Here is a 19,067-nt window from a genome sequence, read left to right on the forward strand (position 1 = left end):
CGCTATAAACCTTTGATAGCGCTGCCAAACGCCGTCTCATAAAAGTAGACGAGTTTTTTCCAGTCCGTAGCGCTGAACGACGAGTGGCGACGCAGTTGCTTCATGTCATGGGCGGCCGCGCGATGAGCGGTCAGACGCTGACGGCATTTTTCCAGATCGATCAGAGCGACTTCGACCTTGGCCGATTCACCTGCGCCCGTCACCCGCACGAACACGTGCTTGATGTAGATGCAGCTGTGCTGCCAACGGCCCTTGTGCATGCGCGCCAGGTTTTCGGCGAGGTCCTTGAGCACGCGTTCATAGACGGCTTCGCCATATTGCTCACGACCGCCGGCGGCCTTCCATTGCTCAAACTCCTGAAAGCCATCGAGGGATTTGGTCACCAACAGCGCGCGCCAATTGAATTTCGGATCGGGCTGCGCACCACAGAACACGATTTCAGGAACACGAACCCCGAGACGGGAAACCCCGGTCAGCGCATCCAGTTCACGCAACACGGTAGGCCGCCCGAACGGGTGCCGCCAGCTGCGATAGATATGTCCGGTCTGGCGCTTGGCATACAGCAGTTGACCATCGCGCCCCACCACCCGCTGCACACCACTTTCGCCACCACGACGCACATTGGGTTCTTCCACCCACTCACCGCGCTGGTTCCAGTAGTAGTCGAAGCGATCCTCGGGAGCGACTTCCGCTTCTGCTGCAAATTGCACTGCCATCCTCTTACCTCTTGCGTAATACGTAGACTCGCCACATGGCATAGAGCGGAATAAAGTCCAGTTGTTCCTGGATCCGGAATCCTGCTTCTTCGAATTCCTTTTCAACCGTTGCGGCCGGTAACACAAATCGATTCTGGTAACCTTCCTGCCCACGCTTGCGCTCGGCGCGCTTGCGTTTCCAGGACTTGAAATTGCCGTCCACCCACAGCGAAATGATTACGCTGTCCCGGGTGACACGCTCGAACTCGCGCAGAATCGCCCGGCGGTGCTCGGCTTCGCCGATGTGATGCAGCAGTCGCATGCAAAAAATGCTGTCGACGGCGTTATCAGGCAAGGCAATGTCGAACGCAGATGTGTGCAAGGGTTGTACCCGTTTCACCACATCCGCCGGCTGGGCCTGCATGGCGGTCTTGATCATCGACTCGGAGTTGTCCGCCCCGATGATCACCCGATTGGGTTTTTCCGCCAGCAGTGGCCAGAAACGTCCAGCACCGCATGGCAGGTCCAGCACCAGGCCCGGCTCGCCAACAAGGGTCAACGCCTTGCGGGCCAACTGCTGATCTCGCCAATTGGACAAACGACGCCCCAGACCGTCCTGATGTTTACGCAGGTACTTCTGCGCATGGTTGTCGTCGTATTTTTCGGAAAAATCGAGCTTGATCGGGCCGGCCATCACCAGGACTCCTGAAATTACTGATGACGTCACCTTAAGCAGCGGCGTGTCAGCGTCAGGTCATCCCTTTGTGAAAAAAACGTCATGTAAACCGGCAAACTATTTCAAGGTTATACAGGATTTGGACAGGTTGGAGGCACTCTCGTGTCAGATGCACCGCTTTCAGCGCTTGCCCAGATCCACCTCGAAACGGCAGCCATTAGGCTCCATCGTGCTCAAAGTGACACTCCAGCCCTGGTTCTCGCAGATGCGTTGAACCAGTGACAGACCCAATCCCAGCCCTTCTCCGCGTTTTTCGTTGCCGCGCACAAAAGGCTGGAACATCGCCTCGCGCTTTTCCTCGGGAATGCCGACGCCCGAATCCTCGACCACGAATCCGTTGGCATTGAGGGTCAAGCGAATGAATCCCTGTTCGGTGTAGTGCAAGGCGTTACGCAACAAGTTGCCCATCACGGCATTGAGCAGCGTTGCGTTGTAACGGGTGTCGGGCGGATTGCCCGGTTCGAAAATCAGCTGCAAGCCCTTGGATTCGATGGGCTCTCGCCACAGGCACAGCAAACTGTCAGCCACTTGCGAGAGGCTTTGCTGGGGCGCTGCGCCGGCGTCTTCACGCTGGGCCCGTGCCAGCATCAGGAAGGTCTGCACCAGTTCGCGCATTTCCTCACTGGCGCGCGCGATGCGCTGAACCTGAGCCTTGCCGCGCTGATCGATACCCGGGTTTTCCAGCAGCAGTTCACAGGAGCTGGCCAGCACCATGAGCGGTGTACGCAACTCATGGCTGACGTCGCTGGTAAACAAGCGTTCCCGCGTCAGTGCCTGACGCAATCGCCCAAGTGTCGCGTCGAACGCCACCGCAAGCTCGCCCACCTCGTCCGCCGCGTAGTCGGGCGCCAGCGGAGGCGCCAGTCCGAGCAACTGATCGCGATGACGTACCTGGCGGGCCAGCCGCACCACCGGGGCCATCACCTTGCGGGCCAGCACCCAGCCGAGGAACACCGCCAGTGCCAGACTGAGCACGAAGCCCACCAGCACCACGGCGAACAATACGCGCTCGCGCTCTTCAAAATCGCTTTGATCCTGCAGCAGCACATAACGCCGACCATCAACGATCTCGACCATTGCGTGATACGACAGCTGCTCGCGAAAGACTTCATGGAAACCTGAATCCAGGTGTCGCAGGTCCTTGGGCAGCTCGAAATCCCCCGGCCCGCCACTGAAATAAAACAACTGATCCGGTTCTGGTCGATGGCTCCAGTCCGAGACGTTGTCCATCAACAGCAGGCGTTGCAGGTCGCCGCCCAGCCCGGCGGAAATCAGTTTTTCCTCGACCAGGTGCACGGTCGCGACGATGCCCATGGCAAACGCCCCGGCTACCAGCGCGCTCATCAGCGCAAAGGCGATGATGATCCGCTGGGCAAGGCTTTGCTTAAACTCCATCGCGGCCCTCGGCCAAGCGGTAACCCACGCCATGCACGGTGTGCAGCAATGGCTTGGAGAATGGTTTGTCGATCACCTGGCGCAATTGGTGAACATGGCTGCGCAGGCTGTCGCTGTCCGGGCAGTCATCGCCCCACAGCGCTTCTTCGAGAATTTCCCGACGCAGGACATGCGGGCTCTTTTGCATCAGCACCGCCAGCAGTTTGAGGCCGACCGGGTTGAGCTTGAGCAATTTGCCTTCGCGGGTCACTTCGAGGGTATCGAGGTCGTAGCTCAGATCGCCGACCTGCAGGGCACGACGGCCGCCGCCCTGGGTGCGGCGCATCACGGCTTCGACCCGGGCCGCCAGTTCCGACAGCGCGAACGGCTTGACCAGATAATCGTCGGCACCGGACTTGAAGCCCTGCAAGCGGTCATCGAGCTGATCGCGGGCGGTGAGCATGATCACCGGCGTATCACGACGGGCGTCTTCGCGCAGGCGCTTGCACAGGGTGTAGCCGTCGATCCCCGGCAGCATGATGTCGAGCACGATCAGGTCGTAATGCTCGGTGGCGGCCAGATGCAGCCCCGACAGACCGTCCTGGGCGCAATCGACGGTGTAGCCTTTGAGCCCCAGGTAATCGGCCAGATTGGCCAGGATATCGCGGTTGTCTTCGACCAATAGAATTCGCATGGGCACCTCCTCCGTACACGGTAGCGGCCGTCTTGGCCCGCGCAGCTTACGGCCAAGTGTGGCTCACGGCTAGGCGCGGGGCAGGTTGATTTGACTTAATTGCACGGATCGCCGGACTTGACGAGTTTTTCACGAGCGGTCGACAAATCGCCGACAGAACCGGGAGCAGACTCACGCGGTTTTGCTTCTTTGAAGACCTTACCGATGAAGGAATTGCCATGGTTTCAATCTCTGCCCGACCTGCCTCAAGGCCTTTGAATGTATGGCTTTGCCTGGGTATTCCCGCCGTTGCGGCGGTCATTCTGGTCTTGCTGGAGCTGACCGATCTGGACATGGATCTGGCCCGGCTGTTTTACGATCCGGTCGCGGGCGACTTCATCGGCCGGCACAGTTATTTTCTCGAAGACATCCTCCACGACCGCGCCAAACAAGTGGTGATCGCCTTTTCGGTGTTCTCCATCCTCGGGTTCATCGGTGCGTTTTTCATCGATAGGCTCAAACCGTTCAAGCGTGAGCTGGGCTGCCTGGTGCTGTCGCTGGGTTTGGCCACCTCGTTTGTCACGCCGGTGAAAGCGGTGACGGCAGTGCAATGCCCATGGAGCCTCGAACAGTTCGGCGGCCACGAAACCTACAGCAAACTGCTGGAGCATCGCCCGCCTACCGACAAGCCCGGTCGTTGCTGGCCGGGTGGTCATGCGGCTACAGGTTTTACCTTGTTTGCGCTGTTCTTCGTGCTGCGTGACCGTCGCCCGCGGCTGGCCCGTCAGGCGTTCATCTTTGCCTTTGCACTGGGGTCGGTGTTTTCGATCAGCCGGATGATGCAGGGCGCACACTTCTTTTCCCACAACGTGTGGACGGCGATCTTCTGCTGGCTGATCTGTCTGGGGTCGTATTACTGGATTCTGTATCGCCCGGCAGCAAAGACCCAGGCCACGACTCTGGTACAACCGGCCAACGCCTGAACCCTGAAACGCGGGCAATAAAAAACCCCGTCTGCTCTCGCAGACGGGGTTTTTCGTTACAGGAGTAAGGCTGGCTTACATCATGCCGCCCATGCCACCCATGCCGCCCATGTCTGGCATACCGCCGCCAGCTGCACCTTCTTTCTTCGGTGCGTCAGCAACGGCAGCTTCGGTGGTCAGGATCAGACCGCCGATGGAGGCTGCAGCTTGCAGAGCCGAACGGGTCACCTTGGTTGGGTCCAGGATGCCCATTTCGATCATGTCGCCGTACTCGCCGGAAGCAGCGTTGTAACCGAAGTTACCTTTGCCGTTCTTCACTTCGTTGACGACTACGCTTGGCTCGTCACCGGAGTTGGCAGCGATCTGACGCAGCGGCGCTTCAACAGCGCGACGCAGCACAGCGATACCGACGTTCTGGTCAGCGTTGTCGCCGGTCAGTTCGGTCAGGGCTTCCAGAGCACGGATCAGCGCAACGCCACCGCCAGGTACCACGCCTTCTTCAACGGCTGCGCGGGTTGCGTGCAGGGCGTCTTCAACGCGGGCTTTCTTCTCTTTCATTTCTACTTCGGAACCAGCGCCAACCTTGATCACTGCAACGCCGCCGGACAGCTTGGCCAGACGCTCTTGCAGTTTTTCACGGTCGTAGTCCGAGGAGGTCTCGGCAACCTGGGCACGGATCTGAGCGATGCGGGCTTCGATGTCGCCTTGAACGCCAGCACCGTCAACGATGATGGTGTTTTCCTTGGACAGGGTGACGCGCTTGGCGTTACCCAGATGCTCCAGAGTGGTGCTTTCCAGGCTCAGGCCGATCTCTTCGGAGATGACGGTACCGCCGGTCAGAACGGCGATGTCCTGCAGCATGGCCTTGCGACGGTCGCCGAAGCCTGGAGCCTTGACGGCTGCGACTTTAACGATGCCACGCATGTTGTTCACAACCAGAGTCGCCAGGGCTTCGCCTTCAACGTCTTCGGCCACGATCAGCAGTGGACGGCCGGCTTTGGCAACGGCTTCCAGCACTGGCAGCATTTCGCGGATGTTCGAGATCTTCTTGTCGACCAGCAGGATCAGCGGGCCGTCGAGCTCGGCGACCATGGTGTCCGGCTTGTTGACGAAGTACGGGGACAGGTAGCCACGGTCGAACTGCATGCCTTCTACAACCGACAGTTCGTTTTCCAGGCCCGAGCCTTCTTCAACGGTGATCACGCCTTCTTTACCGACTTTTTCCATGGCTTCGGCAATGATGTCGCCGATGGAGTTATCGGAGTTGGCGGAGATGGTGCCGACCTGAGCGATGGCCTTGGTGTCAGCGCATGGCTTGGACAGGGCTTTCAGTTCTTTGACGATCGCGATGGTCGCTTTGTCGATACCGCGCTTCAGGTCCATCGGGTTCATGCCGGCAGCGACGGCTTTCAGGCCTTCGTTGACGATCGACTGAGCCAGAACGGTAGCGGTGGTAGTACCGTCACCGGCGTCATCGTTGGCACGGGAGGCAACGTCTTTGACCAGCTGCGCGCCCATGTTTTCGAAGCGATCTTCGAGTTCGATTTCCTTGGCGACGGAAACGCCGTCCTTGGTGATGGTCGGAGCGCCGAAGCTCTTCTCGAGGATCACGTTACGGCCTTTCGGGCCCAGGGTCGCTTTTACCGCGTCAGCCAGAACGTTGACGCCTTTGAGCATCTTGGAGCGAGCGGCATCGCCGAACTTAACTTCTTTAGCAGCCATGATCGATATTCCTTAAATACTTTGTAGTAGCGGGAAAATGAGCGGGGTATCAGCCTTCCAGTACAGCGAGAATCTCGTTCTCAGCCATTACCAGCAGGTCTTCGCCGTCGACTTTCACAGTGTTGCTGCCGGAGTAAGGACCGAACACAACCTTGTCGCCGACTTTAACGGCCAGCGCACGCACTTCACCGTTTTCCAGAGTCTTGCCTGGACCTGCAGCGACGATCACACCGTGGTTGGCCTTTTCAGCAGCCGAACCTGGCAGGACGATACCGCCAGCGGTTTTCTTTTCTTCTTCGCTGCGACGGATGACGACGCGGTCATGCAGAGGACGAAGCTTCATTGTCGATCTCTCCTAATTGTGGTTTTCATCGGCCGGTGTAGTCCCGGCGGGTTTAACGAATCCGGCCTGCGCCGGTTGCGGCTCGTCGAGCGAGCCGCGAAAGTCTGTCCGACTCATATGCCGGAACCTTGCGGTGACCGATACATAAGGGCGCATAAGCTTATTACAAGGGCTGGAGACAAAAAATTTTCATGCGGCTGCATGAATTCGTGCCATAGACGAACACGGCACCCGAAGGTGCCGTGTCGATGCAGAATTTACTTGCTGTCGCGGTGTTCGAACTCGCCTTCGATCACATCGCCTTCACGGCCAAGAGGCTGGCGCGGCGCGGGACCGCCGCGAGGTTGCAGGTCATCGGCGAACGCTCGCTGGCGCATGGCCTGTTCTTCGGCGCGCTGGCGCATCTTGTTGGCGACCAGCCGACGGCTGAACGGCAACAGCAGCACCAGACCGACCACGTCGCTGATGAAGCCCGGCAGGATCAACAGACCACCGGCCAGGGCCAGCATCAGGCCTTCGAGCATGGTCTGCGCAGGCAGTTCGCCGCGGTTCAGGCTTTCACGGGCACGCAGTGCGGTGGCCAACCCGGCGATGCGCAGCACGAACACGCCGAACATCGAGCCGAGAATGATCAGCAGCAGGGCCGGGAAAAACCCGATAGCCCCTGCCACTTTGACGAATACGAACAGCTCCAACACCGGGAACAGCAGAAAGAGCAACAAAAAAGGGCGCATCAAAGTTTCCTCAACGCAAGAAATGCCTTGCAGTAAGCCTTAGATGACGTCGCCCTTTCGTGAATTCAAGCGTCGGCCAGCGCATTTTTTGGCCAGACCTCGGCGTGAGCCAGAGAAACCAAGGCCTCGCGCACTTGTATCGGCGTATGACAGGGGGTTTGAAACGGCAGCCAGTACAACGCCTGTCCGATGCGCAGGTGCATGCCTTCAGTGTCGATCCCGGCCAGTTGCGCCGGTACGGTTTTCGGCAGACCGGCGAGGTCCACGTAATGCGCGATGGCCTTGGCGTGGTCGCTGTTCATGTGCTCGACCATGCTGATCTCGGCCTTGCCGGCGAACGGGTTGGCCAGTGTCAGTTGGTCGACCCAATGGATCGCGCCGAAGCCGCCTATATAGCGGTGGCGTACCGGCTTGAGCACCCAGAAGTCGAAATCGTGGGCCTTGTGGTAATTCTGCGAGTCGGGAAAGTAGCGGTAGTAACGCTCGGCGGCGGCTTCGATGGCGGCAGCGTCTTCGAGTTTTTCCGCCTCGGCCAGATAGGTCAGGCGACCAACGGCTTGCACATCGTCGGCCTCGCGCTCACCCACCAGCAGCGAACATTTCGGATCTTTCTGCAGGTTGTGGGTGTGCTGGGCGATACGGCTGATCAGGATCAGCGGCCGGCCCTGCTCGTCCAGGCAGTAGGGAACCACAGAGCCGAACGGAAAACCGGGCATCGATCTGGAGTGGGTCGACAGCACGCCACGGTATTCCTTGAGAAGCAATTCTCGGGCATTCTTAGCCGCTTCAACGCTCAATTTATGACTCCTTAAATAGAATCCGTCGACAAAACGGACAGGCGCATGGGTTTTGTCCCACTCGCCATCGGGCAGTTCTCATGTGCAACAGGCTGCTGGCCGGTGCAGATCGAGAGGCTACCTGTAAGGACCACTCTGACCTGCTCTCGGGGGCATGCGAATGCAACTCAACGACAAAGTAATCATTATCACTGGCGGTTGCCAAGGCTTGGGCCGCTCGATGGCCGAGTATTTCGCGGGCAAGGGCGCGAAGCTGGCGCTGGTCGACCTGAACCAGGAAAAACTCGATGACGCGGTCGCGGCCTGCAAGGCCAAGGGTGTCGAGGCGCGCAGCTACCTGTGCAACGTCGCCAACGAAGAGCAAGTGACGCATATGGTCGCCCAGGTCGCCGAAGACTTCGGCGCGATCCACGGTCTGATCAACAACGCCGGGATCCTGCGCGACGGCCTGCTGCTCAAGGTCAAGGACGGCGAGATGACCAAGATGAGCCTGGCCCAGTGGCAGGCGGTGATCGACGTCAACCTGACCGGCGTGTTCCTCTGCACCCGTGAAGTGGCGGCGAAAATGGTCGAGCTGAAGAACAGCGGCGCGATCATCAACATCTCGTCGATCTCCCGCGCGGGCAACGTCGGCCAGACCAACTACTCCGCCGCCAAGGCCGGCGTCGCTGCGGCGACCGTGACCTGGGCCAAGGAACTGGCGCGCTACGGCATTCGCGTGGCCGGTATCGCACCGGGCTTCATCGAAACCGAGATGACCCTGGGCATGAAGCCTGAAGCGCTGGAAAAAATGACCTCGGGCATTCCGCTCAAGCGCATGGGCAAGCCGGAAGAGATCGCCCATTCGGCGGCGTACATCTTCGAGAACGACTACTACACCGGCCGGATTCTGGAGATGGACGGCGGGTTGCGTATCTGACCCCTGCCACGCAATGAAAAACGCCCCGGTGCACAGGCACCGGGGCGTTTTTGTTCAAACCGCAGGCATCAATCGTCGCTGATGGTGATGTTCGGCATTGCCGGCGACGCCGCTTCCTGCAGCACGATCCGCGCGCCGACGTGACGTGCCAGTTCCTGATAGACCATGGCGATCTGGCTGTCCGGCTCGGCAATCACCGTCGGCTTGCCGCCGTCGGCCTGCTCGCGGATCAGCATCGACAGCGGCAACGAGGCCAGCAGCTCGACGCCGAACTGGGTCGCCAGCTTCTCGCCACCGCCCTCACCGAACAGATGCTCGGCATGCCCGCAGTTCGAGCAGATGTGCACGGCCATGTTTTCCACCACGCCCAGCACCGGAATGTTGACCTTGCGGAACATCTCCACGCCTTTACGCGCATCGAGCAGTGCCAGATCCTGCGGTGTGGTGACGATCACGGCGCCGGCCACCGGGACTTTCTGCGCCAGCGTCAGCTGAATGTCGCCGGTGCCTGGCGGCATGTCGATCACCAGATAATCCAGGTCGCCCCAGGCGGTTTGCGTGACCAGTTGCAGCAGCGCGCCGGACACCATCGGCCCGCGCCAGACCATCGGCGTGTTGTCGTCGGTCAGGAACGCCATCGACATCACTTCCACGCCGTGGGCCTGCAGCGGCACGAACCACTTCTGATCCTTGACCTGCGGGCGGGTGCCCTCGGGAATGCCGAACATGATGCCTTGGCTCGGGCCGTAGATATCGGCGTCGAGAATTCCGACCTTCGCGCCCTCACGGGCCAGCGCCAGTGCCAGGTTGGCGGCGGTGGTGGACTTGCCCACACCGCCCTTGCCGGAGGCCACGGCGACCACGTTCTTGACATTGGCCAGCCCCGGGATCTGCGCCTGGGCCTTGTGCGCGGCGATCACGCTGTTGACCTCGACCTTCGCAGTCACCACGCCGTCGAGGTTTTCGATGGCCAGTTGCAGCAATTGCGCCCAGCCGCTCTTGAACAGACCGGCGGCATAGCCGATTTCCAGCTGCACGCTGACGCGATCGCCGGTGATTTCGATGTTGCGCACGCAACCGGCGCTGACCGGATCCTGGTTCAGGTAAGGGTCGGTGTATTGGCTGAGGACGGCTTCCACCGCTGCGCGAGTGACGGCACTCATGGGCAACTCCGATAACAAGACTGGGAAAAGATGGCGGGTATCCTACCCCTTCTGTCCTCCGGACGGCATGCCCGGCAACGATTTGCAGAGGTGAAATATCTTTCCCGGCGCTTTATAGTGGCCGACCTCCGTTTCATCAAGTAGCGAAGCCCCACATGTCCGAACCACGCAAGATTCTCGTCACCAGCGCCCTGCCCTACGCCAACGGTTCGATCCACCTTGGCCACATGCTGGAATACATCCAGACCGATATGTGGGTGCGCTTCCAGAAGCATCGCGGCAATCAGTGCATTTATGTCTGCGCCGACGACGCCCACGGTTCGGCGATCATGCTGCGCGCGGAAAAGGAAGGCATCACCCCGGAACAACTGATCGCCAATGTCCAGGCTGAACACAGCGCCGACTTTGCCGAGTTCCTGGTGGACTTCGACAACTTCCACTCCACTCACGCCGAAGAAAACCGTGAGCTGTCGAGCCAGATTTATCTGAAGCTGCGTGACGCCGGGCACATCGCCCAACGTTCGATCACCCAGTATTTCGACCCGGAAAAGAAAATGTTCCTGGCCGACCGCTTCATCAAGGGCACCTGCCCGAAATGCGGCACTGAGGACCAATACGGCGACAACTGCGAAAAATGCGGTGCAACCTACGCACCGACCGACCTGAAGGATCCGAAGTCGGCCATCTCCGGCGCCACCCCGGTGCTCAAGGATTCCCAGCACTTCTTCTTCAAGCTGCCGGACTTCCAGGAAATGCTCCAGGCCTGGACCCGCAGCGGCACCCTGCAGGACGCCGTGGCCAACAAGATCGCCGAATGGCTGGACGCCGGCCTGCAACAGTGGGACATCTCCCGCGATGCGCCGTACTTCGGTTTCGAGATCCCGGGCGAGCCGGGCAAGTATTTCTACGTGTGGCTGGACGCGCCGATCGGCTACATGGCCAGCTTCAAGAACCTCTGCAACCGCACGCCGGAGCTGGACTTCGACGCGTTCTGGGGCAAGGACTCCACCGCCGAGCTGTACCACTTCATCGGCAAGGACATCGTCAACTTCCACGCCCTGTTCTGGCCGGCGATGCTCGAAGGTGCGGGTTTGCGCAAGCCGACCGGGATCAACGTACACGGCTACCTGACCGTCAACGGCCAGAAGATGTCCAAGTCCCGCGGCACCTTCATCAAGGCCCGTACCTACCTGGATCACCTGTCGCCGGAATACCTGCGCTATTACTACGCGGCCAAACTCGGCCGTGGCGTGGATGACCTCGACCTGAACCTCGAAGACTTCGTGCAGAAGGTCAACTCCGATCTGGTCGGCAAAGTCGTCAACATCGCCAGCCGTTGCGCCGGTTTCATCCAGAAGGGCAACGCCGGTCTGCTGGTGGACACCAACGCCGCACCGGAACTGACCGAAGCCTTCCTGGCTGCCGCGCCGAGCATCGCCGACGCCTATGAGGCCCGCGACTTCGCCCGTGCCATGCGCGAAACCATGGCGTTGGCCGACCGCGCCAACGCCTGGATCGCCGACAAGGCGCCATGGTCGCTGAACAAGCAGGAAGGCAAGCAGGATGAAGTCCAGGCAGTCTGCGCCACGGCGATCAACCTGTTCCGTCAGCTGGTGATCTTCCTCAAACCGGTGCTGCCAGTGCTGGCCGCCGATGCCGAGGCGTTCCTCAACGTCGCGCCGCTGACCTGGAACGACCACACCACCCTGCTGGCCAACCACCAGTTGAACGAATTCAAACCGTTGATGACCCGCATCGACCCGGTAAAAGTGCAAGCCATGACCGACGCCTCGAAAGAAGACCTGACCGCCAGCCAGACCGACACCGGCGCCGCCGCGCCTGCCGGCAATGGCGAACTGGCCAGGGATCCGCTGTCGCCGGAAATCGACTTCGACACCTTCGCCGCCGTCGACCTGCGCGTCGCGCTGATCGTCAAGGCTGAACACGTTGAAGGTGCGGACAAGCTGCTGCGTCTGACCCTCGACATCGGTGACGAGCAACGCAACGTGTTCTCCGGGATCAAGAGCGCTTACCCGGATCCGTCGAAGCTCGACGGCCGCCTGACCATGATGATCGCCAACCTCAAGCCACGGAAAATGAAGTTCGGCATCTCCGAAGGCATGGTGATGGCAGCCGGCCCTGGTGGTGAAGAAATCTACCTGCTGAGCCCGGACAGCGGCGCCAAGCCGGGTCAGCGCATCAAGTAAGATTCTGCCCTGACAGATCCCACAGGCGTGCTCCGTGCGCCTGTGGGATTTTTCATATCTGGCCCGCCCTCCACGGCTGCCGGATAATGCCTAACCTTAAGTGACACACGCCCGCTTCCACCGGCAGACCCATGACCGAACTCGTGCTTACGCTCTTCAGTGCTGCGCTGATCAACAACTTCGTGTTGCACTGGCCGCTGGGCGTCGATCCGCTGCTGGGCAGTGAGCGTCGACAAGTGCATGCGCTGGGGCTGGCGACGTTGTGTCTGATGCTGCTTGTCGGTGTGGCGGGTTACGTGCTCTGGCATTGGCTGCTGGTGCCGTTGCAACTGGAATTCCTGCGCCTGTTTGTGTTTATGCCGTTGAGCATCTTGCTGATCACGCCGTTGCTGAAGCTGTTGGCGTATTGGCTCCCCGCTCTGCCATTCGATGGTTTGTGGCCGCTGCTGCTGGGCAATGCCGGTGTGCTGGGACTGACGCTGATCAACGCGCAAGCGGACACGGGTCTGTTGCATGCGACAGCGCTGAGCCTTGGCGCCGGCTTGGGTTTCTGGCTGGTGTTGAGCCTGTTCAACGATTTGCGCGAACGCACAGCCGACAACGATATTCCCCTGCCCTTTCGTGGCCTGCCGATCCTGTTGATCGGCGCCGGACTGATGGCCGTGGCTTTTCTCGGATTCAGTGGACTGATCAAAACATGAGTCTGATTCAACGCATCGATGCCTTGCTGCCGCAGACCCAATGCGGCAAGTGCGGCCATCCCGGATGCAAACCCTACGCTGAAGGCATCGCCAACGGCGAGCCGATCAACAAGTGCCCGCCGGGTGGCGACGAAACCATCGCGGCGCTGGCCGAACTGTTGAAAATCCCGGTGCTGGAGCTGGACACCAGTCGCGGTTCGGCGCCGCCGCAAGTGGCCTACATCCGCGAGGCCGAATGCATCGGCTGCACCAAGTGCATCCAGGCCTGCCCGATCGACGCCATCGTCGGCGCAGCGAAGCTGATGCACACCGTCATCATCGACGAATGCACCGGTTGCGATCTGTGCGTGGCGCCCTGCCCGGTCGACTGCATCGAAATGCACCCGTTGCCGCTCGGCACGCTGCCGGTGGTGGGTGGTCTGGCCACCAGCCTTGAAGAACAACAGGCTCGTGCGGCCAAACGGGATCACGCCCGCCAGCGTTTCGAACGACGCAATGCTCGCCTGCAACGTGAAGAACAGCAGAAGCAGGCCGAACGCGAAGCCCGGGCGCAGCGCGCGGCCCAGGTCGAAGTCGCCGCCACCACGCTCGATCCGGTGCAGGCAGCGCTGGAACGGGTGCGCGCACAAAAAGCCGCGACCGCCGATGCTGCGCTGAAAAAAGCCAAGATCGACGTGGCCATGAGTCGGGCGCAATTGAACAAGTCGCTCAAGGCCTTCGGTCATCCGCCGACCTTCGATCAGCAATCGCAACTGATCGTCCTGCAACAACAGTTCGAAGCGGCCGAACAGGCACTTGCGAAGCTGGAAAGCAGCGCGGCACCTGCGCCGGTCGTGGCCGCCCCGGCAAAGGACGCCGATCTGAAACGGGCGAAAATCCAGTTGGCGATGCGCCGTGCCGAACTGAAAAAAGCGCAAACCGCAGAGGCCCCGCCAGCCGAGATCGCCTTACTGGAGCAAGCGCTGCGTGACGCCGAACAGGCGCTGCACAACGCCGAAGCCGCCAGCGATCAACCGGCGCCGGAGCTTGTGCGTGTCGAGAAACGCCCGATCGACGATCAGCTGCGTCAGCTGAAAACCGAACTGGCCTACGCTCGCGCCGATCTGAACAAACTGCAACGGCGCGACGGCACGCCCGCCGACATCCTCGAAAAGGCCCGCGCCCGCCTGCAAGAAGCAGAGCGGCAGGTACAAGCCCATGTCATCCATTGAAACCAGAGACGAGCGCCTGCAACAGGCAATGAAGCTGGTTTTGCTGGCGACATTGCCGGGATGGCTGGCGTTGTTCTGGTTTTACGGTTGGGGCGTGCTGATCAACCTGATCCTGTCCGTCGTCACGGCCTTGGGGGTTGAAGCTGCCGTGACTTATCTGCGCCGGCAACCGCTGCAGTCCACCTTGAGCGATGGCAGCGCGGTGGTCAGCGCCACGCTTCTGGCGATCGCGCTGCCGCCCTATTGCCCGTGGTGGCTGACGGTCACTGCGATCGCCTCGGGCCTGCTGCTGGGCAAACATCTGTACGGTGGCGTGGGCCGAAACCCTTTCAACCCGGCCATGCTCGGCTTTGCCTTGGCCATGGTGATGTTCCCTCAGCCGATGACCCACTGGCCGGCCCACGGCATGGAGCTGACGGCGGCTTTTGGCCAGGTGTTCAATCTGGGCGCGCAACCGGACGCCTGGGTTCAGGCCACCGCGCTGGACAGTCTGCGCATCAATAAAAGCCTGACCATGGATGAACTGTTTGCCGGCGATCCGGCGTTCGGTCGCGTTGGCGGGCACGGCGTCGAATGGGTGAACCTGGCGTTCCTCGGCGGTGGGTTGTTGCTGTTGCAGCGTCGGGTGTTTGGCTGGCACGCGCCGGTCGGCATGCTCGCCAGCCTGTTCGTGATCAGCCTGTTGTGCTGGAACGGTTCGGGATCGGACTCCCACGGCTCGCCACTGTTTCACCTGCTGAGCGGCGCGACGATGCTGGGGGCGTTCTTCATTGTTACTGAACCGGTATCGGGGGCAAAAAGCCCGCTCGCCCGTCTGTTGTTCGGCGCGGGCGTGGGGTTGCTGACTTATGTGATTCGCACTTGGGGCGGTTACCCCGATGGCGTGGCGTTTGCGGTGCTGTTGATGAACCTGTGCGTGCCGGCGCTTGAGCGTTTCGCCATGGCCCGTCAGACGCAGGTGACGCCATGAACCGCACGAGCAGCCTGATCACATTGGCTTTGATTACTGCGTTGGGCATCGGCGTGACGTGGTTGGTGCAACGCAGCAACGCACCTCAGATCGCCGCCGAACAGCGTCTGCTTGAAAGTCGCAAGCTGTTGGACGTGCTTCCGCTCGACGCTTACGACAATCAGCCGCTTGAACAACCTCTGGCGCTGACCGACATCAACCTGAGCCACAGTCTGTTGCTGGGCGGTTATCGGGCGAGCAAAAGCGGCCAACCCGTGGCAGTGCTGTTACGCAGCCAGGCCCAAGGTTATGCCGGCAATATCCAGTTGCTGATTGCCATCGACGCCAACGGTCGATTGCTCGGTGTCAAAACCCTCGAGCAAAACGAAACGCCTTCGCTGGGTGGACATATCGGCGACTGGCCAAATAGCTGGCTTCAGACCTTTAGCGGAAAATCGAGCAACCAACCGACGGACGCCGGGTGGGCCTTGAAGAAGGATCAGGGGCAATTCGACCAGATCGCGGGCGCCACCATTACGTCTCGTGCGGCGATCAACGCACTCCACGATGCCCTGCGTTATTTCGATGAACACCGGACCACCCTGCTCGGGAGCGCGCAATGAATACGTCAGCGACTCTGTCCAATTCAATGATGCTGGTGCTGTTGATCGGTGCCACCGACTCCGTGGCGGGTGCGCTGGCGACGCTGTTGATGTTTACGGTTGTCGTGGGCGTTTACAGTTTGTGCATGGCACCGCTGCGCTCGCGCCTGAGCAGCGAGAGCCTGTTGCCGGTCAGCCTGGTGCTGGCCGCAACCCTTGCGGGCTGCGCCGATATTGTTCTGCAACGCGGTGCGCTGCAGTGGCATCAACTGATCAGTCTTTATGCCGGGTTGATTGGCTTGCAGTGCGTCGTGCTGGAGCACGATGGATTTTTTCGCCAGCCTGTACGTGAACGTCTGAAACAGTGCGGGCTGTTTGTCGCGCTGATGATTGCGCTTGCGATGTTGCGTGAGCTGATCGGTCAGGGCAGCATCGGCCATCATTTGTCGGAACACTGGCAAGGTTTGATTCTGTTCGGCGACAGTCTTCATTTCGCGACGCTGGCTCCCGGCGCCTTCATATTGCTTGGACTGTTACTGGCCGCCCGTCAGGCCTGGACTCGCCCTGCCGACCTACCCGAGGAAACGCATCACCCATGAATGCCGCAAAACGTCTGGAGATCTTCCGCCGGTTTCACGAGGACAACCCCGAACCCAAGACCGAGCTGGCCTATTCTTCGCCTTTCGAACTGTTGATCGCAGTGATTCTGTCCGCGCAATCGACGGACGTCGGGGTGAACAAGGCGACGGCCAAACTGTTCCCGGTGGCGAATACGCCGGCGGCCATTCATGCCCTTGGCGTCGAAGGACTGTCCGAATACATCAAGACCATCGGCCTCTATAACAGCAAGGCCAAAAACGTGATCGAGACCTGTCGTCTCCTGGTCGAGCTGCACAATGGCGAAGTCCCGCAGACTCGCGAAGAACTGGAGGCCTTGCCGGGCGTTGGCCGCAAAACTGCCAATGTCGTGCTCAACACTGCGTTCCGACAGTTGACCATGGCCGTTGACACCCACATTTTCCGGGTCAGCAACCGCACCGGCATTGCACCGGGAAAAAATGTGGTCGAGGTGGAAAAGAAGCTGATGAAGTTCGTGCCAAAGGAATACCTGCTCGACTCGCACCACTGGCTCATTCTTCACGGACGCTATGTGTGTCTGGCACGCAAGCCCCGCTGTGGCAGCTGTCGGATCGAAGATTTGTGCGAGTACAAGCACAAGACTTCCGACGATTGAGCGGCTATTGGAGTTATTGATTTATCGATTGAAAAAATCTTTTTTACCATCTGCTGGAATATCGATATAAGGGGCGCCAAAGGCAGTCTTAGCCTGGAGTTGACCTTATGACTGACAGCAAAGAACAACTGGATGTAGACGACGATTTCATCGCTGCCGAAGCCGAAGACGCCGAACCGGTGGTTGAAGTTGCCAAGACCAATCTCAGCAAGCGCCGAACCATCGACAACCTGCTTGAGGAGCGCCGACTGCAGAAGCAACTGGCCGATTACGACTTTGATCTCTGATATTTGAAAGCCTCCCGAAACGGAGGCTTTTCTCTTTCTGGCATACGCTGATTCCGATCCGCCCATGATCCGTCAGCCACAGAAACTCTCAGACCAGGCCGTTCCGCTGCGCCAACTCAATCAGATCCACCAGCGACCGCGCATTGAGCTTTAAAAGCAATCGGGTCTTGTAGGTACTCACGGTCTTGTTACTGAGGAACATCCCGTCGGCGATTTCCTTGTTGGTCTTGCCGCGCGCCAGTTGCTGCAACACCATCATTTCACGCCCGGACAGGCGATCCACCATATCGGCCTCGCTGGCGTTTCCCAGGCTGGTCCTCACCGTATGCAACGCCTGATTCGGAAAATAGCTGTATCCGGACAGTACCGCCTTGATTGCACTCAGCAACTCCGTCAGATCCTGTTGCTTGCAAACATAACCCGCCGCCCCCGATTGCATGCAGCGCATGGAAAAGTGCCCAGGCGACTGGGATGTCAACACGAGCACCTTCAACGGCATCGCACTTGTCGTAAGACGCGCAATGACTTCCAGTCCATCCAGTTTCGGTATGCCGATATCCAGTATTACGATATCCGGCATCTGATCACGGGCAAGTTGTAATGCATCCACTCCATTGTCGGTTTCTGCAATGACTTCGTAGCCATGACGTTCCATCAGCATACGCACCGCAAGACGAATGACGGGGTGATCATCCACGATCAGCACTTTATTCATGGGCAAGTCCAGTTTCGCTGTTCGAATTTTTAGAACCGGCACAATAACGCAGTCATTTCACTCATGGCATGGAGAAGTTCATTCATACCGGCATCAAGAGACAACTCCTACAGCCAATAAAGATTTTTCCTACAGAAAAGGACCACGAGAAAAATGACAGTCTTGAAGAACATAAAACCCGCCACCCAACCGTTCGAAACTCGACAATATTTTGACAAAGCCCCCCCAACAAAAAAACCAACCAAAAGAAATAAAAACCAGAAACAACATACCTATATTAATTCAACGACATTTCCGATAAACACCAACTAACCAGCGTCAGACCATCAATCTGACAGCCCGCTATACAAATCATTAGAAACCCCATAACGAGACCAACAACTTCATGAGCAGAGCACATGTTAAAAACCGACAGAAAGATCAACAACCCCATAAACATTATCGCCGTATTTGCATTGATAACCGAGACTTCCGCAGCGGTTTCCTTGCCCTTTCTGGATAACGAAGACCGGAAGATCTACATCTGGCTTCTAATCAGTTTTCCTTTTTTCCTGTCGTTCCTTTTCTTCATAACCCTTAATTTCAACTATCGGTCCCTTTATGCACCTTCGGATTTTGAAAACGACGACAGCTTTTTAAAGGCTTTTGAGGAAACTGCATCCCACTTGCATGAAACAGCGACTCAGCACGATATAGAATTGCACACAGTAAAACTGCAAAAATCTTTCACTACGCTATATATCGTTGATATCAGGGGACGAAGTGTCGAATTTGACACAGACGCGCTATTGAAAAAAATCCCACCCTCTTCCAAGCACTCGCTCAGAATATTCCTGTTCCTGACCCGCTCGATATCGGACGTTTCATTAACAGAAAACGTCTTAAAATCGTTTAAACAAGCAAAGAAGGCTGCCGGAACTACCTACTGCATTGCTTACGACGTGGATTCAATGAGTATGATCCAGGTGGAAAAGGTTTGAACGCGCTGCAGAAGACGGGCACAGCAACCGCAACGAAAATAC

The 19,067-nt window shown here is 59.0% G+C and carries 21 protein-coding genes; 11 read left to right on the top strand and 10 right to left on the bottom strand.

The window, feature by feature from the left end:
- Window positions 1–2 precede the first annotated feature (2 nt).
- The 4 genes from K3819_RS23145 to colR form a co-directional block, all read right to left on the bottom strand.
- A complete protein-coding gene (locus tag K3819_RS23145) occupies window positions 3–716 on the bottom strand; it encodes a lipopolysaccharide kinase InaA family protein (RefSeq protein WP_064599119.1) in 714 nt (237 codons plus the stop codon).
- A 4-nt stretch (window positions 717–720) separates the two neighbouring features.
- Window positions 721–1,389 (bottom strand): class I SAM-dependent methyltransferase, encoded by a 669-nt coding sequence (locus K3819_RS23150; protein WP_221398019.1) that lies wholly within the window; start codon window positions 1,387–1,389, stop codon window positions 721–723.
- Window positions 1,390–1,551: 162 nt separating this feature from the next.
- Entirely contained in the window at window positions 1,552–2,826 is a 1,275-nt protein-coding gene (locus K3819_RS23155) for a HAMP domain-containing sensor histidine kinase (protein ID WP_064599121.1), read from the bottom strand.
- Entirely contained in the window at window positions 2,816–3,499 is a 684-nt protein-coding gene (gene colR, locus K3819_RS23160; RefSeq protein ID WP_085610857.1) for a two-component system response regulator ColR, read from the bottom strand. Before colR ends, K3819_RS23155 begins: the two co-directional genes overlap by 11 nt.
- Before the next feature lie 218 nt (window positions 3,500–3,717).
- On the opposite strand from colR, the gene K3819_RS23165 reads away from it, so the two are divergent.
- Window positions 3,718–4,461: a phosphatase PAP2 family protein gene (locus K3819_RS23165; protein WP_221398020.1), complete on the top strand. Its 744-nt coding sequence runs from the start codon at window positions 3,718–3,720 to the stop codon at window positions 4,459–4,461.
- Window positions 4,462–4,536: 75 nt separating this feature from the next.
- Here K3819_RS23165 and groL read toward each other — a convergent pair whose 3' ends face one another.
- The 4 genes from groL to K3819_RS23185 all read right to left on the bottom strand — a co-directional run bounded on the left by groL (window position 4,537) and on the right by K3819_RS23185 (window position 8,057).
- Window positions 4,537–6,183 (bottom strand): chaperonin GroEL, encoded by a 1,647-nt coding sequence (gene groL / locus K3819_RS23170; protein ID WP_039765873.1) that lies wholly within the window; start codon window positions 6,181–6,183, stop codon window positions 4,537–4,539.
- 49 nt (window positions 6,184–6,232) lie between these two features.
- Window positions 6,233–6,526 carry a co-chaperone GroES gene (locus K3819_RS23175; protein ID WP_003227685.1) on the bottom strand — a complete coding sequence of 98 codons (294 nt, stop codon included), beginning with the start codon at window positions 6,524–6,526 and terminating at the stop codon, window positions 6,233–6,235.
- Between the two features lie 257 nt (window positions 6,527–6,783).
- On the bottom strand, window positions 6,784–7,260 hold the full coding sequence (locus K3819_RS23180; protein ID WP_085610860.1) for an FxsA family protein: 477 nt from the start codon (window positions 7,258–7,260) through the stop codon (window positions 6,784–6,786).
- Window positions 7,261–7,325: 65 nt separating this feature from the next.
- The gene (locus K3819_RS23185; protein WP_085610861.1) at window positions 7,326–8,057 is read right to left on the bottom strand and encodes a HugZ family protein; all 732 of its coding nucleotides are present in this window, start codon (window positions 8,055–8,057) and stop codon (window positions 7,326–7,328) included.
- Window positions 8,058–8,217: 160 nt separating this feature from the next.
- On the opposite strand from K3819_RS23185, the gene K3819_RS23190 reads away from it, so the two are divergent.
- Window positions 8,218–8,976 carry an SDR family oxidoreductase gene (locus tag K3819_RS23190; protein ID WP_011335726.1) on the top strand — a complete coding sequence of 253 codons (759 nt, stop codon included), beginning with the start codon at window positions 8,218–8,220 and terminating at the stop codon, window positions 8,974–8,976.
- Between the two features lie 68 nt (window positions 8,977–9,044).
- Here K3819_RS23190 and apbC read toward each other — a convergent pair whose 3' ends face one another.
- Window positions 9,045–10,139: an iron-sulfur cluster carrier protein ApbC gene (gene apbC / locus K3819_RS23195; protein WP_221398021.1), complete on the bottom strand. Its 1,095-nt coding sequence runs from the start codon at window positions 10,137–10,139 to the stop codon at window positions 9,045–9,047.
- A 155-nt stretch (window positions 10,140–10,294) separates the two neighbouring features.
- On the opposite strand from apbC, the gene metG reads away from it, so the two are divergent.
- The 8 genes from metG to K3819_RS23235 all read left to right on the top strand — a co-directional run bounded on the left by metG (window position 10,295) and on the right by K3819_RS23235 (window position 17,330).
- Complete coding sequence (gene metG, locus K3819_RS23200) at window positions 10,295–12,346, top strand: methionine--tRNA ligase (protein ID WP_221398022.1); 2,052 nt, start codon at window positions 10,295–10,297, stop codon at window positions 12,344–12,346.
- A gap of 131 nt (window positions 12,347–12,477) precedes the next feature.
- Window positions 12,478–13,047 carry an electron transport complex protein RnfA gene (locus K3819_RS23205; protein WP_103387009.1) on the top strand — a complete coding sequence of 190 codons (570 nt, stop codon included), beginning with the start codon at window positions 12,478–12,480 and terminating at the stop codon, window positions 13,045–13,047.
- Complete coding sequence (gene rsxB / locus K3819_RS23210) at window positions 13,044–14,258, top strand: electron transport complex subunit RsxB (protein ID WP_221398023.1); 1,215 nt, start codon at window positions 13,044–13,046, stop codon at window positions 14,256–14,258. Before K3819_RS23205 ends, rsxB begins: the two co-directional genes overlap by 4 nt.
- Window positions 14,245–15,228 (top strand): RnfABCDGE type electron transport complex subunit D, encoded by a 984-nt coding sequence (locus tag K3819_RS23215; RefSeq protein ID WP_221398024.1) that lies wholly within the window; start codon window positions 14,245–14,247, stop codon window positions 15,226–15,228. Before rsxB ends, K3819_RS23215 begins: the two co-directional genes overlap by 14 nt.
- On the top strand, window positions 15,225–15,830 hold the full coding sequence (locus K3819_RS23220; protein ID WP_221398025.1) for an RnfABCDGE type electron transport complex subunit G: 606 nt from the start codon (window positions 15,225–15,227) through the stop codon (window positions 15,828–15,830). The genes K3819_RS23215 and K3819_RS23220 overlap by 4 nt, the downstream gene beginning before the upstream one ends.
- The gene (locus tag K3819_RS23225; protein ID WP_221398026.1) at window positions 15,827–16,408 is read left to right on the top strand and encodes an Rnf-Nqr domain containing protein; all 582 of its coding nucleotides are present in this window, start codon (window positions 15,827–15,829) and stop codon (window positions 16,406–16,408) included. Before K3819_RS23220 ends, K3819_RS23225 begins: the two co-directional genes overlap by 4 nt.
- The gene (gene nth, locus K3819_RS23230) at window positions 16,405–17,043 is read left to right on the top strand and encodes an endonuclease III (protein ID WP_039765852.1); all 639 of its coding nucleotides are present in this window, start codon (window positions 16,405–16,407) and stop codon (window positions 17,041–17,043) included. Before K3819_RS23225 ends, nth begins: the two co-directional genes overlap by 4 nt.
- Window positions 17,044–17,150: 107 nt before the next feature.
- Window positions 17,151–17,330 carry a PA3496 family putative envelope integrity protein gene (locus tag K3819_RS23235; RefSeq protein ID WP_039765850.1) on the top strand — a complete coding sequence of 60 codons (180 nt, stop codon included), beginning with the start codon at window positions 17,151–17,153 and terminating at the stop codon, window positions 17,328–17,330.
- 88 nt (window positions 17,331–17,418) lie between these two features.
- Here the strand turns inward: K3819_RS23235 and K3819_RS23240 are convergent, their stop codons facing one another.
- Complete coding sequence (locus K3819_RS23240) at window positions 17,419–18,045, bottom strand: response regulator transcription factor (RefSeq protein WP_007953203.1); 627 nt, start codon at window positions 18,043–18,045, stop codon at window positions 17,419–17,421.
- A gap of 398 nt (window positions 18,046–18,443) precedes the next feature.
- On the opposite strand from K3819_RS23240, the gene K3819_RS23245 reads away from it, so the two are divergent.
- Window positions 18,444–19,025: a hypothetical protein gene (locus tag K3819_RS23245; RefSeq protein ID WP_221398027.1), complete on the top strand. Its 582-nt coding sequence runs from the start codon at window positions 18,444–18,446 to the stop codon at window positions 19,023–19,025.
- The last annotated feature ends 42 nt before the right edge of the window (window positions 19,026–19,067 follow it).

It is taken from the genome of Pseudomonas sp. 3-2 (assembly GCF_019710535.1).
Taxonomy (GTDB): Bacteria; Pseudomonadota; Gammaproteobacteria; order Pseudomonadales; family Pseudomonadaceae; genus Aquipseudomonas; species Aquipseudomonas pharyngis.